The sequence below is a fragment of the Kitasatospora sp. NPDC048194 genome (assembly GCF_043202455.1).
Classification (GTDB): Bacteria; Actinomycetota; Actinomycetes; order Streptomycetales; family Streptomycetaceae; genus Kitasatospora.
This window is the reverse complement of record NZ_JBIDAK010000004.1, coordinates 109,567-123,843: the sequence shown is the minus strand read 5'-3', so window position 1 is coordinate 123,843 and position 14,277 is coordinate 109,567. Positions and strand designations below refer to the sequence as shown.

General features: G+C 73.9%; 12 protein-coding genes. 9 read left to right on the top strand and 3 right to left on the bottom strand.

The features are described 5' to 3' along the window. Window positions 1-356 precede the first annotated feature (356 nt). A complete protein-coding gene (locus ACGF07_RS07500) occupies window positions 357-2,234 on the top strand; it encodes a putative Ig domain-containing protein (RefSeq protein ID WP_392896272.1) in 1,878 nt (625 codons plus the stop codon). Window positions 2,235-2,370: 136 nt separating this feature from the next. Then, window positions 2,371-2,925, top strand: coding sequence for a hypothetical protein (locus ACGF07_RS07495; RefSeq protein ID WP_392896270.1), 555 nt, complete (start codon window positions 2,371-2,373; stop codon window positions 2,923-2,925). Between the two features lie 70 nt (window positions 2,926-2,995). Here ACGF07_RS07495 and ACGF07_RS07490 read toward each other — a convergent pair whose 3' ends face one another. Beyond that, window positions 2,996-3,472, bottom strand: a complete 477-nt coding sequence (locus ACGF07_RS07490; RefSeq protein ID WP_392896268.1) for a hypothetical protein — start codon at window positions 3,470-3,472, stop codon at window positions 2,996-2,998. A gap of 283 nt (window positions 3,473-3,755) precedes the next feature. On the opposite strand from ACGF07_RS07490, the gene ACGF07_RS07485 reads away from it, so the two are divergent. The 4 genes from ACGF07_RS07485 (at window position 3,756) to ACGF07_RS07470 (ending at window position 10,865) form a co-directional block, all read left to right on the top strand. Then, a complete protein-coding gene (locus ACGF07_RS07485) occupies window positions 3,756-5,426 on the top strand; it encodes a phospholipase (RefSeq protein ID WP_392896266.1) in 1,671 nt (556 codons plus the stop codon). 264 nt (window positions 5,427-5,690) lie between these two features. Then, window positions 5,691-6,638 carry an ABC transporter ATP-binding protein gene (locus ACGF07_RS07480; protein WP_392896264.1) on the top strand — a complete coding sequence of 316 codons (948 nt, stop codon included), beginning with the start codon at window positions 5,691-5,693 and terminating at the stop codon, window positions 6,636-6,638. Further along, window positions 6,635-8,110, top strand: coding sequence for an ABC transporter permease (locus ACGF07_RS07475; protein ID WP_392896262.1), 1,476 nt, complete (start codon window positions 6,635-6,637; stop codon window positions 8,108-8,110). The genes ACGF07_RS07480 and ACGF07_RS07475 overlap by 4 nt, the downstream gene beginning before the upstream one ends. 4 nt (window positions 8,111-8,114) lie before the next feature. Further along, on the top strand, window positions 8,115-10,865 hold the full coding sequence (locus ACGF07_RS07470; RefSeq protein ID WP_392896259.1) for an alkaline phosphatase family protein: 2,751 nt from the start codon (window positions 8,115-8,117) through the stop codon (window positions 10,863-10,865). A gap of 55 nt (window positions 10,866-10,920) precedes the next feature. Here the strand turns inward: ACGF07_RS07470 and ACGF07_RS07465 are convergent, their stop codons facing one another. Together ACGF07_RS07465 and ACGF07_RS07460 are read right to left on the bottom strand one after the other, a co-directional pair. Continuing rightward, entirely contained in the window at window positions 10,921-11,295 is a 375-nt protein-coding gene (locus ACGF07_RS07465; RefSeq protein WP_392896257.1) for a cupin domain-containing protein, read from the bottom strand. A gap of 73 nt (window positions 11,296-11,368) precedes the next feature. Beyond that, the gene (locus ACGF07_RS07460) at window positions 11,369-11,794 is read right to left on the bottom strand and encodes an SsgA family sporulation/cell division regulator (RefSeq protein ID WP_392896254.1); all 426 of its coding nucleotides are present in this window, start codon (window positions 11,792-11,794) and stop codon (window positions 11,369-11,371) included. Between the two features lie 362 nt (window positions 11,795-12,156). Between ACGF07_RS07460 and ACGF07_RS07455 the strand changes: the two genes are divergently transcribed. The 3 genes from ACGF07_RS07455 (at window position 12,157) to ACGF07_RS07445 (ending at window position 14,231) form a co-directional block, all read left to right on the top strand. After that, the gene (locus tag ACGF07_RS07455; protein ID WP_350735676.1) at window positions 12,157-12,588 is read left to right on the top strand and encodes a cupredoxin family copper-binding protein; all 432 of its coding nucleotides are present in this window, start codon (window positions 12,157-12,159) and stop codon (window positions 12,586-12,588) included. A gap of 250 nt (window positions 12,589-12,838) precedes the next feature. Continuing rightward, complete coding sequence (locus tag ACGF07_RS07450) at window positions 12,839-12,979, top strand: hypothetical protein (protein WP_392896251.1); 141 nt, start codon at window positions 12,839-12,841, stop codon at window positions 12,977-12,979. Beyond that, window positions 12,972-14,231: a hypothetical protein gene (locus ACGF07_RS07445; RefSeq protein ID WP_392896249.1), complete on the top strand. Its 1,260-nt coding sequence runs from the start codon at window positions 12,972-12,974 to the stop codon at window positions 14,229-14,231. The genes ACGF07_RS07450 and ACGF07_RS07445 overlap by 8 nt, the downstream gene beginning before the upstream one ends. Window positions 14,232-14,277: the final 46 nt, after the last annotated feature.

Below are 14,277 nucleotides of genomic sequence, written 5' to 3'. Positions count from 1 at the left end.
GATGCGACGGTTTCACTGAATTCGGAAACAGTGTTGTGACCACTATTCAGTGAATGGCCGAAGCTCTGAACTCCCTGCCGATCACGGGCTCCACCTGCCCGGATACCCACTCTTAATGATTCCTTACCCTTCGCCGTTGACCCGCGTTCATCAGCTCTGCTTTCCTCATGCCAGCAGACGGCGGCCCCAGCCGACGGGCAGTCAAATCCGGGTGCCGGAACACATCGCCGGATTCGGCTTTCGAACGGAATTCGCCGTCAGCTCCCTTCCCCACAAAGGGATCGTCCGCCGCCCCCCGGGCCGTGCGGGCGATCGGCAGAGAGAGGCACCCCCACCCCATGGGTCACTCCCGCAGAATGCGGCGCGCGAAGTACGCGGCGCTCACCGGAATGGCGTCGCTCGCGCTCGCCGCCGCAGGCCTGGCCGGTGCGGCCGGCCCGGCCGCCGCCCAGGACATCTCCAGCTCCTCGGGCAGCACCGCCAACGAGTTCAACCCCTGGAGCCCGCAGAACGGGCACCCGTACCGCCACGGCGCGGTGCCGAACATGAAGCAGCACGAGAACTACAAGCAGTGGCTCGCCGCGCACAACCAGGCGGCGGCGACCGGCCAGCAGACGCTGTCCTACGGCGGCGGCGTCGACGGCATCGGCGTGCAGAGCGGGCACTCCAAGGTGTACCTGGTCTTCTACGGCACCCAGTGGGGCACCCAGACCACCGACGCGAACGGGAACGCGAAGTTCTCCGGAGACTCGGCCGGCGCCGCCGGTGCCACCCAGCAGATGTTCAAGGGCATCGGGACCAACGGCGAGACCTGGTCGGCCGACCTGACCCAGTGGTGCGACGGCCCCAACGTCGCCACCGGTGCCACCAGCTGCCCGTCCAACGCCAACTTCATCCCGTACCAGAGCGGCGGCGTCCTGGCCGGCGTCTGGTACGACAACGCGGCCGCCTCGCCCGCCCAGGCCACCGGCAACCAGCTCGCCCAGGAGGCCGTCAAGGCCGCCGGCCACTTCGGCAACACCACGGCCGCCTCCAACCGCGACGCGTACTACGTCATCCTCTCGCCGCACGGCACCAACCCGGACGACTACCAGAACCCCACCACCGGGTACTGCGCCTGGCACGACTGGAACGGCGACACCACCCTCACCGGCGGCGCGGCCAGCTCGCCCTACGGCGACATCGCCTTCTCCAACCAGCCGTACAACATCGACCAGGGCGCCAGCTGCGGCGTCGGCTTCGTCAACTCGCCCGGCACGCTGGACGGCTGGACGATGACGCTGGGCCACGAGTGGCACGAGATGATGTCCGACCAGAACCCGGCCGGCGGCTGGACCAACCACGTGTCCGGCAGCTCGTACAACGGCCAGGAGAACTCCGACGAGTGCGCCTGGATCCAGCCGGGCTCGACGGGCGGCGCCGCGAACGTCTCCTTCGGCTCCTTCGGCACCTTCGCCGAGCAGGCCAGCTGGTCGAACGACACCAACTCCTGCGCGATCTCGCACGCCATCCTGACCCACGGCAACACGGTCACCGTCACCAACCCGGGCAACCAGACCGGCACCGTCGGCACCGCGGCCAGCCTGCAGATCCACGCCAGCGACTCGGCCACCGGCCAGACCCTGACCTACTCGGCCACCGGCCTGCCGGCCGGCCTGTCGATCAACTCCTCGACCGGCCTGATCTCCGGCACGCCGACCGCCGCCGGCACCTCCAGCGTCACGGTCACCGCGACCGACACCACCGGCGCCGCCGGCAACACCACCTTCACCTGGACCGAGTCCACCACCTCGGGCGGTGGATCCGTCACCAACGGCGGCTTCGAGACCGGCAGCCTGACCGGCTGGACCGCCGCCGGCTCCACCTCCGCCACCGCGGGCGCCGCCCACAGCGGCGGCTACGGCGCCATGGTCGGCTCCACCAGCCCGACCGGGGACTCCTCGCTCGCCCAGACCTTCACCGCGCCGACCGGCTCCAGCAAGCTGTCCTTCTGGTACAGCAACACCTGCGACGACACCGTCACCTACGACTGGGCCACCGCCACCCTGAAGGACAACACCACCGGCACCACCACCACGGTCCTCGCCAAGACCTGCACCACCACGGGCACCTGGACCAACAAGACGGCCGCCGTCACCCCGGGCCACTCCTACACGCTCACCCTGAGCAACCACGACGACAACTACCCGGGTGACCCGACCTACACCTACTACGACGACGTGACCGTCTCCTGACGATCGACGCGCCGAACGCGCCGGGGTGGGCCTCGTGCCCGCCCCGGTGCGGTTTTCGCTCCCGGGGGAAGGGATCCGATCCGGGCGCCGGTGCGTCCAACCGGCACCGCTCGTACCCCGGCACTAGGGAACCACCGTGAACCTGAGAAGACCCACCGCCGTCACCCTGACCTGCGCCGCCGCGCTGCTGGCCCTGGCCGGCTGCGGCTCGGCCGCCAGCCCGGCGGCCTCCTCCGCCCCGGCGACCACGGCCACGGCGACGGCCGCGCCCACGGGGACGGCCGCGCCCACGGGGACGGCCGCGCCCACGGGCACGGCGACGGCCACGGGGACGGCCGCGCCCACGCCCACGGCCACGACCGCCTCGGGCGCCGTCACCGCCGACGAGAAGGCCGACCACACCACCCTGAAGGTCGCCGTCGGCACGACGGTCTCCGTCGAACTGCACAGCACCTACTGGTCCGCCGTCACCAGCTCGGCCCCGGACGTCGTCGCCCCGGCCGGCCCGCCGACCACCTCGCCGTCCGCCGGCTGCCACCCCGGCGGGGGCTGCGGCACGGCGACCACCACCTTCACCGCCCGCACGCCCGGCACCGCCCACCTCGCCGCCTCCCGGACCGTCTGCGGCGAGGCCCTCAACTGCGCGCCGGACCAACGCACGTACGACGTCACGGTCGAGGTCACCGGCTGACGCGGCCGACTGGGGCGGCCGGCTGAGGTGGCCGGCCTGACCTCGGGCCGCCGGGACCGCCGGGCCGAGGTCAGTGCCCGCCGCGGGGGACGTCGCAGCCGGGGTGGTCCGGGTAGCCCCCGAAGGCCTCCGCCGTGACGGCGGCCGGATTCACGGTGCCCTCCAGGCACAGGTGGGAGCCGGTGGCGTCGATCAGGAAGCTGAGGCCGGCACCGTTGCCGTCCACCGTCACCTTCCCGTCCTCGAACCCGAGGCCGGTGAGCGCGGTGCGGGTGCTCCCGACCGTGAGATCCCCGCGCCGGCGCAGCGGTTCGAGGGCGCCCCGGATCCGCTGGACGGCCGACAGCCCGTCGCAGCGCGCCTGTCCGTGCAGCGGGAGGGGGATCTTGAACCCGTTGTTCTCCCAGTAGTGGTCCGGCGGCGACGGCGGCCCGGCCGGCGCCCCCGTCGACGTCGGGGCCGCCGCCGGGGTCGTCGTCGGGCTTTCCCCGGGGCAGGGGAAGTCGCGCGGTGAGGCGGGCGCCGCCGTCGTGCTCGGCGAGGGCATCGCGGCCCCCGGCCCGGCCCCGCCTCCCACGTGCTCGCTCCCGCATCCCGCCAGCAGGAGGCCGAGCCCCGCCACCGCCGGTGCCCAACGGCGCACACCCGTCGCCCTGATCGTCCTCGTGCGCGGCACGGTGCTCGGATTCTCGCCCGCGGCCCCCGCCCCGACCGGTGCGGGGCCGACGTGCTTCCGGTGATGGGTCCCTGACATTACATCAGGTTACCTTAGGGTAATTTGATCTTGTCATCCGGGTGAACGAACCCGGCCCCTCATGAAGGACTTGTACGTGCTCGATCACCAGCCCCGCCGATCCGGCCGCCGTCTCGCCGGAACGGCACTGGCCCTCGCCGCCGCCGTCTGCGCACTGCCCGGCGCCCCCGCCGTTGCGGCGCCCGCCCCGGCCCCCGCCCCGGGGCCGGCGGCCCGGACCGACGCCACCCCGCACCTGGACGCCGTGGAACAGGCGCTGCGTCAGGTGTCCCCCGGCCTGGAGGGGACGGTGTGGCAGCGGACGGCCGGCAACCGGCTCGACGCGCCGGCCGACGACCCGGGCGGCTGGCTGCTGCAGACCCCCGGCTGCTGGGGGGACGCGTCCTGCACCGAGCGCACCGGAACCCGCCGCCTGCTCGACAGGATGCGGGAGAACATCGCGCGCGCCACCCGCACCGTCGACATCTCGACCCTGGCGCCGTTCCCGGACGGCGCGTTCCAGGACGCCATCGTGGACGGCCTCAAGGCGTCCGTGGCCGCCGGGAACACGCCGCACGTGCGGATCCTCGCCGGAGCCGCGCCGCTCTACAACATCACCGCGCTCCCGTCGAAGTACCGCGACGACCTGGTGGCCAAACTGGGTGGCGCCGCCCGCGCCGTCACCGTCGAGGTCGCCTCGATGACCACCGCCAGGACCGCGTTCTCCTGGAACCACTCCAAGCTGCTGGTCGTCGACGGACAGAGCGTCATCGCCGGCGGGATCAACAACTGGAAGGCCGACTACCTGGACACCACCCACCCCGTCACCGACGTCGACCTCGCGCTGAACGGTCCGGCCGCCGCCTCCGCCGGTGCCTACCTGGACACCCTCTGGGCCTGGACCTGCCGCAACACCGGAGTCCTCTCGGCCGCCTGGTTCGCCTCCTCCAACGGCGCCGCCTGCACCCCGGACCTGGAGAAGCGGCACAACCCGCCGGCCGACCGCGTGCCCGCCACCGGCGGCCAGTCGGTGATCGCCGTCGGCGGCCTGGGTGCCGGGATCCGCGACAGCGACCCGGTCTCCACCTACCGCCCCGGCCCGGTGCCCGCCGCCGACGATCTCAAGTGCGGCCCGGTCGGCCTGCACGACAACACCAACGGCGACCGCGACTACGAGACGGTCAACCCGGAGGAGAGCGCGCTGCGCGCGCTGGTCGCCAGCGCGACCAGCCGCATCGACATCTCCCAGCAGGACGTCACCGGCACCTGCCCGCCGATGCCCCGCTACGACGTGCGGCTCTTCGACCTGCTCGCGGCCAAACTCGCCGACGGCGTGAAGGTCCGCATCGTGGTCAGCGACCCCGGCAACCGGGGCGCGGTCGGCAGCGGCGGTTACTCGCAGATCAAGTCCCTGAACGAGATCAGCGACACCCTCGCCGCCCGGCTCACCGCCCGCCTCGGCGACCCGGCCCGGGCCAGGGCGGCGATGTGCGGAAACCTCCAACTCGCGCCGTTCCGCGCCGCCGCCGGTTCGACCTGGGCCGACGGCCACCCGTACGCCCTCCACCACAAGCTGGTCTCGGTCGACGGATCCGCCTTCGCCATCGGCTCCAAGAACCTCTACCCGGCCTGGCTGCAGGACTTCGGCTACGTGGTCGAGGACCGCACCGCCGCGGCGCAGCTCGACGAGCGGGTGCTCGCCCCCCAGTGGCAGTACTCGCGGACCGCCGCGACGTACGACTACACCCGCGGCATCTGCCAGGGCTGACGCCGCACCGGCCGCGAGGGCCCGGCGACCGTCCGCCCGTGGGGGCGGTGGGCGGTCGCCGGGCCGGGGCCGGGGACGTCCGCTCCGCAGGCCCGGCGGCCGGCGGCGCCAGGAGGTGGACCCGGCGGCCGGCGGAGCTGAGGGACAGGCCCGGCCGTCGGATCGGCCCGCCGAGCGCCTGCTGTTCCACCCGTGTTCAACCACCCGCTCCTGTCAGCGCCCCGTCAACGTCCTACCTTCCCTGGTGGACTGCGAGAAGGGGCTATGGACGACACACAACTCGCCGTACGGGCTCGCGGATTGACGAAGTGCTTCGGTGACGTCGTGGCGCTCGACGACGTCGGGCTGGACCTGGCGCCCGGCCGGATCCACGGGCTGGCCGGGCCGAACGGGGCCGGGAAGACGACCCTGCTCGGGCTGCTGCTCGGGCTGGCCGTCGCCGATCGCGGCGAGTTGCGGGTCCTGGGCAGACCGGTCGGGCCGGCCCTGGCGGCGCCGCACGGCGTGGCCGGCTTCGTGGACGGCCCCGGACTGTACCCCGCGCTGACCGCACGGAGGAACCTGGCCGCGCTGGCGGCGCTGCACGGACCGGTCGCGCGCGGCCGGCGGATCGACGACGTCCTCGCCGAGGTCGGTCTCACGGACGTCGCCGACGACCGGGTGCGGGGCTTCTCCCTGGGCATGCGGCAGCGGCTCGGACTGGCCGCGGCGCTGCTCACCGGTCCCCGGCTGCTGGTGCTCGACGAACCGTCCAACGGCCTGGACCCGGCGGGCAAGCGGCACGTCCACCGGGCCCTGCGGCGGCTCGCGGACGACGGGGTGACGGTGGTGCTGTCCAGCCACCGGATGGACGACCTCCAGGCGCTGTGCGACGAGGTCACCATCCTCGCGACCGGGCGGGTGCGCTTCTCCGGCCCGCTGGAGAAACTGGCGGCCGAGAGCCGCGAACTGGAGCACCGGTTGGTCACCTCCGATCCGCAGGCTGCCCGGCGGGTGGCCGCCGGGGCGGCGGGCGTACGGGCCCTCGCAGAGCCCGGGCCGCGCCGCGCCGACGGGGCGCTGGTCGTACGGGCATCGGGGCCGGCCCTCGAGGAGTTGGTGACCGAGCTGGTGCTCGCGGGCATCGGCGTGCGCGAGGTCGCGCCGGTGGTACCGCCGTTGGAGGCCGCCTTCCTCGCCCTGACCGAACAGCGGCAGGAGGGGCGGGCATGACCACGACCACGACCACGACCAACGCCTCGGCCGCCGACCGGGTACCGGGCGCCGGCCGGGTGCCGGTCGGCCGGGTCTACCGCTTCGAGCTGGTGAAGCTCGTCTCCCAGTGGCGCATCCGGCTGCTGATGCTCGCCTGCTGGACCGTACCCGGGCTGTTCACGGCCGCGGTGGCCCAGCAGGGCACGCTGCCCTCCGACACGCTGTTCGGCCGCTGGATGCACGCCACCGGCTGGGCCGGACCGCTCGTGGTGCTCGGATTCTCGGGCTCGTGGGCCCTGCCGCTGCTCACCTCGGTGGTCGCCGGTGACGTGTTCGCCGCCGAGGACCGGCTCGGCACCTGGCGACACCTGCTGGTGGCGATCCGCTCCCCGCGGCGGATCTTCGCGGCGAAGGCGCTGGCGAGCGCGACCGTGATCGTGCTGCTGGTGGCGGGGCTCGTGGTCGCGAGCACGGCCGGCGGGCTGGCGGCGGTCGGGAACCGGCCGCTGGTCGGCATCGACGGGCACCTCCTGGCGCCGTCGGACGCGGCCGCGAACGTCCTGCTGGCCTGGGGGATCGCCCTCGCACCCACGCTGGCACTGGCGGCCATCGGCCTGCTCGGCTCCGTCGTCCTCGGGCGCTCGCCGATGGGGCTGCTGGTCCCCGCGCTGGCAGCGGTCGCGATGCAGCTCGCGCAACTGCTGCCGCTGCCGGTGGCGCTGCGCCTCGCGCTGCCCGGCTACGCCTTCGTCGCCTGGGACGGGCTGTTCGCCGATCCGACGCGGCTGGACGAGCCGCTGATCGCGGTCGCGGTGAGCCTGGGGTGGGCCGTGGTGGCGACCGTCGCGGCCTACCGGCTGTTCCTGCGGCGCGACTTCACCCACGGCAGCGAGGACGGCACCGGGCGCCGCGCGCTCGCGACCGGGGTGCTGCCGCTCGCCGGGCTGCTCGCGCTGACCTTCGGCGCGGTCGCGGTGGCCGCACCCTCGACGGGCTCCGGGATCACCCAGGCGAAGGTGCAGCGGTCGGTCGCGACCGTGTTCGCGCACCTGTACCGCCTGCAGACCGAGCAGCTGCACCGCCCCGCCGTCTCCGAGGAGCAGCTGAGCGTCACGGCGGCCTGCGACCGGGGCGACGGCCAGGTCGATCCGGAGGGGCCCGGCAACGACTGGCGCTGCGTCGTCACCTGGCACCTGCCCGGCACGGCCGCACCGGGGACGGCGGTCTACCAGGTGGACGTCGCCCCGGACGGCCGGCTGACGGCGGACGGGGACGGGCCCAAGGAGGTCAACGGCTACTTCCTGGTGCACACCCCGGACGGGGACGCGCCGAACCCGCTGTGGCAGTTCGACGGCAGGCTCGGGCTGCTCTCCGCCGCGCCGGATCCGACCACCGCGGCGCACCCGACGGCCGCGACGCCCGCAACGACCGCTACGCACCCGAAGGCCGCGACGGTCGCAGCGACCGCAACCCACTCACCGAAGGACTGACCTCATGCAGGTGACGCGTCGTCGACGCCCCCCGAAGGAACACCCCGTCCTCTCCGGCCGGCGAGCCGGCCGCCGCGCCACCCTCGCCACGGCGTGCATCACGGCGGTGTCCGTGGCCACCGGCACCGCCTTCGCGTCCACCCACCAGTTCGGCACCGACCGGGTCGGCCAGGTCACCGCCGACGGGCAGGTCATCTCCAGCGACCAGTACCTCGCGCCGTACGGCGACCGGCTGGAGATCGACAACGGCAAGGTCATGGCCTCCCGGGTCAGCCCGGACGGCGGTCACCTGGCCGCCTCGGTCGCCGACGGCGACGCCTCGCTGGTCGTGGTGGACCTGAAGACCGGCCGGGTGCAGCAGCGCATCGGCAGGGCCAAGGGGGACGACCTCCACCTCGCCGACGGCTCGGTCGGCCAGGAGGCACCGGTCTACTCTCCGGACGGCTCCCAGTTGTGGCTGGGCCAGCTCAACGGCTACACCAGGTTCACCGTCAACCCCGACGGTTCCCTGTCCGCCCCGGTGACGGTGGCGATCCCGGCCGACGGCGCCAAGCACGCGCTGGCCTCGGGCGCGGTGTTCTCCGCCGACGGCTCGACGGTGTACGCGGCCGTCAACGGCCAGAACCGGGTGGTGGCGATCGACGCGGCGACCGGCGCGATCGGCCGGAGCTGGACGGTGGGCAACGCGCCGCGCGGCATCGTGCGGGTCGGCCACAAGCTGTACGTGAGCAACGAGGGCGGCCGTCCGGCCACGCCCGAGGACGACACCCTCAACTCCTACGGCACCCAGGTGGTGGCCGACCCGGACACCGGCGCCACCACCACCGGCACCGTCAGCGTGATCGACCTCGCGGACCCCTCCGCGGCCGTCGGCACCATCGAGGTCGGCCTGCACCCGACGGCGCTGTACGCCAAGGACGGCGTGCTGTTCGTCACCGACACCGGCAGTGACGAGGTGTCGGTCGTCGACACCGCTCGCGGCAAGGTCGTCCAGCGCATCTCCACCAAGCCGTGGCCCGAGGCCTCGGTCGGCTACGAGCCGACCGCCGTGACGCTCACCGACGACGGGCACCTGCTGGTGACCCTCGGCCGGGCCGACGCGGTGGCCGTCTACCGCTACGGGGGTGCGCAGGAGCCGGTCGGCTACGTCGGCCTGCTGCCCACGGACTACTTCCCGGCCGAGATCACCACCGTCGGATCCACGGTGGTCGTCTCCAACACCCGAGGCGTCGACGCCCGCCGGCCCAACAGCACCGGCGCGCACAACACCCACGACACCACCGCCAGCATCACCCGGTTCACCCTGCCCGGCGACCGGGAGATCCGCTCCCAGACCGCCAAGGTCTTCCGCCAGAACGGCTGGACCGACGGCTCGGTGCGGACCGCCGACCGTCGGAAGGCCGAGCCGGTGCCGGTGCCGGCGCGGATCGGCGACCCGTCGACGATCAAGCACGTCTTCCTGATCGTCAAGGAGAACCGGACGTACGACCAGCTCTTCGGCGACCTCGCGCAGGGCAACGGCGATCCCCGGCTGGCCCAGTTCGGCGCGAACGTGACGCCCAACCAGCACGCACTGGCCCAGCAGTTCGGGCTCTACGACAACACCTACGACATCGGCACCAACTCCGCCGAGGGCCACAACTGGCTGATGCAGGCCGACAACCCGGAGTACACCGAGTCCTCGGCCGGCGAGTACGAGCGCAGCTACGACACCGAGGACGACGGCCTGGGCCACCAGCGCTCCGGCTTCCTGTGGACGGGCGCCCAGGCGGCCGGCCGAGACGTGCGGGACTTCGGCGAGTTCCACCAGTTCCTGACCAAGCCCGCGGGCGCGACCTGGCAGAACCTGTACTGCGACGCCAAGGACATGGAGGCGAAGGGGCAGGACACCGCCTACCCGCTGGAGTCCTCGTCGCCGATCCCCTCGCTGAACGACGTGTCGGTGCCCGGCTTCCCCAAGTTCGACCTCGACGTGCCGGACCAGTACCGGTACCAGATCTGGAAGCGGGACTTCGAGCAGAACGGCCCGGCCGACCTCAATCTGCTGTGGCTGTCCAGCGACCACACCGGCGGCCCGGCGAGCCCGGCCGCGCAGGTCGCCGACAACGACCTGGCGGTCGGCCGGATCGTCGACGAGATCTCGCACAGCGAGTACTGGAAGGACTCCGCGGTCTTCGTGGTCGAGGACGACTCCCAGGCCGGCCTGGACCACGTGGACGGCCACCGTGCCCCGATCCAGGTCATCAGCCCCTGGGCCCGGCACGGGGCCGTGGACAGCCGCTACTACTCCCAGATCACCGTGATCCGCACCATCGAGCAGATCCTCGGGATCCACCCGATGAACCAGAAGGACAGCGCGGCCTCCCCGATGGCCACGGCCTTCACCGACAAGCCGGACTTCACGCCGTTCACCGCCGTGCCCAACCGGACCCCGCTGACCGACGGTCTGAAGACGCCGCCCGCGTGCGGCGTCGACGTGCCCGCGGCGCAGGACCGCGCTGCGGCCGCCGCCCCGGTGACGACCGCACCGCCGGCCGCGGAGCGGGCCGTCGCGGACCAGTGGGACGCCTGGAAGGCCGAGCAGCGCCTCACCGGGCCGAACGCCGCACCGGACCGCGCCAACCCGGCGCAGATGAACCACCTGACCTGGTACCAGACGCACGGCTGGACCACGCCCTACCCGGGCGAGTCGGCCGTCCTCGCTCCGGACGACGTGCCCGGGGCGTACCTGCCCTCCGCGGAGAACGACGGCTGAGCTGGATCCCCGGCACCCGGGCACCCGGGGAACGCGCCCGGCAGGCGCCGTCGGCCTACGGGAGCGGAACGGAGCGGATCGAGAGGCCGGGCCGGCGGCGGTGGACGGTGAGGTACAGGAGTCCCTCCGGCCCGGCGGCCAGGGCCCGCCGGTCGCCGTGCGGCAGCCAGGCCGTGGCACCCGGGGCGAGGGGCTGGCGGCCGCCGTCCGTCTCCAGACGGCCGCTCCCGCCGAGCACCTGGACGAGGACGTCGAGGTCCGGCTCCACGTGCTCGGCGACCTCGGCGTGCGGTGCCAGCCGGACGATGTTCGCGTCCAGCTGGCGCCCCTCCTCGGCGAGTCGCCACAGCGCCCCGCTCCGGTCGGGGGGCGTTTCGCGGAGCAGGGTCTCCAGGTGAGTGAGCACACCGGGCCCGGGGTTGGGCGCCAACGGGGCCTCCAGCAGGCGAGTGGGTAGGGCGGGTACGACCTGCGGATTCTACGGAACGCCCCGGGCGGGCGGATCAGTCGGCGGCGAGGAGCCGGGTGACGGCGGCGTCGAGGTCGAGGTGGTCGGACTCCGACCCGGGGGGCACCAGGGCGAAGCACTCCGAGAGGAACGCGGTGACCACGTCCTCCGGGGCGCTGAGCACGGCCGCGTTGCCGGTCGGCCCCCGAAGGGTGATCAGGACCTCGCCGTCCGGGCCCGGACGGACCTTCACGTCGCCGCTGCCGACGGCTTGGTGACGGCCCTCGTTCAGCAGTTCCCGGCTGAAGTACCAGCACACCCGGGCGCCGTCGTCGGTGCACTGGCACGGGGAGAGCGGGAACGCCAGGCAGGCCGCGTACGGAAGGCTCGTGTCGAAGCGCAGTTCGGCGTCGACCGGTACGTCGGGCAGCGCACTCTCGGGGAACGTGACGGGCATCGGGCGGACCGTGGACGTCTGCATCGATTCGGCCTCCTTCGATCGCGACGGACCGGCCCCCGGACGGGCCGGCACACCTGCGGGACGCCTACCCGAAGCGCTTCCGTGCACCCCGTGGGGCCGTCATCTCCACAACCCCTTCGCACACCACCGTCCGCGCCGCCCCGCGCAGGGGCGGACGGGCAACGAGTGGCGGGAGCGCCCCCGACCGCCGGTCCGGGTCAAGGCCGCGCCGCGGGTTCACCCGGGTTCACCCGTGCGCGTGAACCGGCGGGCCGTCCCGGGGCCCGGCCCGGTTGCGGCCGGGCGCGCGCCGCAGGAGAACGGAAGCGGCCCGTCATCGCGCCGCCACCCCCGTCGAGCCCCTCTCCGAACGGAGCCCGTCCGTGATCACCCCCCGGCCACTCCAGGCAGCCGCAGCGCTCCTGATCCCCGTCGTCCTCTCCGGCTGCTCCAGCTCCAGCACGCCCTCCGGCGGCGCGACGACCGGCGCGCGCTCCCCGGCCGCGAGCTCCCCGGCGGTCACCTCCCCGGCCGCCACCGCCTCGTCGCCCGTGCCCAGCAGCAGCGGCGCGCTCCAGGTCACGATCAGGAACTTCGCGTTCGAGCCGGCCGCCCTCACGGTGAGCCCCGGTCAGACCGTCACGGTGGTCAACCAGGACTCCGTCCCGCACACCCTCACCGCCTCCGACAAGTCCTTCGACACGGGGACGATCGCGGCCGGTGCCACCGGGACCTTCACCGTGCCCCAGTCGGGCACCCACCCGTACATCTGCACCATCCACCCGTTCATGCACGGCACCCTGACGGTCGGCTGATCCGGCGCCGTCCGCCGTGATCCGCCGTGGTCCGGCGCGGCGGCGGGCGGCCGGGCGCCGGGCTACTCCGGACGGTGCAGCGCGGAACCCCGGACTCCGCCGGCGCACCCGACCCCTAGGCTCCCGCCCGCCGGCGCCCCCGGGCGCCCACCCCGACCGTTCGGACCGGGCGACCCGCCCGGACCGTTGCTATGACTTGATCCGAGCCCTTCCGCACGACCCCGTCCCGAGAACCCGAGGAGGCGTCCTGATGGGTGCTGCACCGACCGACGGCGGCACCGTGCCACCGCCCGCCGCGCGGCGACCGAGCAGCGAGGAGATCGCCACCGCGGCGCCGACCGGCCCGCCGCTCCCGACCGGCCCCGCCCTTCCGGGAGGCGACGATGCGTGAGATCCAGGCCACCGCGGCGGCGGGCGGGGCCGAGCCTGCGAACTGCTACCCGGAGGGCATCGAGCGCGGCTTCGCCGCCGCCCGGCAGATCGCCGACGCGGTGCTGCTGGAGGACTACGCGCTCCACCCGTACGGGGAGCCGACAGCCGGGAACGCGCTGCGCTGGCAGTTCGGCGTCCTGGTCCCGCCCGAGTACACCGCGCAGGGCGGCGAGCACTCCCACCAGCGCACCGAGTGCGTGATGGAGGCGCGCCGGGACGACCGGCTGGCCGTCGAGCTGCGCTTCCTGCGCGTCCAGCGGCGCACCGTGGAGCGGGCCGTCGAGACCGGCGGGTTCGAGGTCGGCGGGTTCGACCTCGCGGAGCGTTCGGACCTCCCCGAGCGGCCCCCCACCGGGCGGGAACCCGCTGGTCGGGAAGTCGCCGAGTGGGCCCTCCCCGAGCGGGACGAGGGCGTCGAGGAGCGGATCGAACTCCTGCTGGACATCGACGAGCTGAGCGGCGAAGGGGTGCAGCGGGCCTTCCGGCTGCCGGGCGTCGGCAGGACGGAGCTGGTGCACCGGCAGGGCGCGGCCGTCGGAAGGCTGGTGCGGCGGTGCGAACAGGTCGACGGCCTGGTGCGGGTGCGGGCCGAGGAGCTGCCCGGTCCGTACCGGGCGCAGCGCCTGACGGTGGTCGTGGAGAACACCTCCGACTGGACGCCGGCCCGGCGGGCCGGCCGGGAGGAGGCGCTGCCGCGCTCGCTGGTCTCCGTCCACCTGCTGCTCGGCCTGGAGCACGGCCGGTTCCTGTCGGTCACCAACCCGCCGGACTGGGCCCGCAGGGCCGTCGAGCGGTGCCGCAACGACCGGACCTGGCCGGTGCTGGCCGGGCCGTTCGGCGGCCACCAGATCGTGCTGTCCTCGCCGATCGCCCTGGGGGACCACCCGCGGATCGCCTCGGAGAGCCTCGGCACCCGGTACGACGCCACCGGCGTCGACGGTGTCCCCGGGCTGCGGACGGCCGCCCCGACGGACCGGGCGCGGCGGAAGGCCCGCGGCTCCGGAGGGCGGGCCGGCGCCGTGACCGACCTCGCGGCGTCCGTGCCGCCCGAGGTGCTGGAACGCCTGCACGGCGCCATCCGCAGGCCGCGCGACACCGCCGCGGGCGCCGATGACGCGGAGCAGCCCTGGTGGGCCGAGGCCGACGACCCGGCGCAGGATCCGTTCCGCTCCTTCCGGCCCGACGAGGCCGCACCGCTGGAGGAGTCCTGAGGAGGCGGACGGTGCCGGTCGCCGGGGCGGCGCCCCGGCCGCGGGT

Excerpts from the sequence above, each read along its gene's own strand:
- ACGF07_RS07500 (WP_392896272.1), top strand. The coding sequence starts at position 357 with ATGCGGCGCGCGAAGTACGCGGCGCTCACCGGAATGGCGTCGCTCGCG.
- ACGF07_RS07490 (WP_392896268.1), bottom strand. The coding sequence starts at position 3,472 with ATGCCCTCGCCGAGCACGACGGCGGCGCCCGCCTCACCGCGCGACTTC.
- ACGF07_RS07480 (WP_392896264.1), top strand. The coding sequence starts at position 5,691 with ATGGACGACACACAACTCGCCGTACGGGCTCGCGGATTGACGAAGTGC.
- ACGF07_RS07475 (WP_392896262.1), top strand. The coding sequence starts at position 6,635 with ATGACCACGACCACGACCACGACCAACGCCTCGGCCGCCGACCGGGTA.
- ACGF07_RS07470 (WP_392896259.1), top strand. The coding sequence starts at position 8,115 with ATGCAGGTGACGCGTCGTCGACGCCCCCCGAAGGAACACCCCGTCCTC.
- ACGF07_RS07460 (WP_392896254.1), bottom strand. The coding sequence starts at position 11,794 with ATGCAGACGTCCACGGTCCGCCCGATGCCCGTCACGTTCCCCGAGAGT.
- ACGF07_RS07450 (WP_392896251.1), top strand. The coding sequence starts at position 12,839 with ATGGGTGCTGCACCGACCGACGGCGGCACCGTGCCACCGCCCGCCGCG.
- ACGF07_RS07445 (WP_392896249.1), top strand. The coding sequence starts at position 12,972 with ATGCGTGAGATCCAGGCCACCGCGGCGGCGGGCGGGGCCGAGCCTGCG.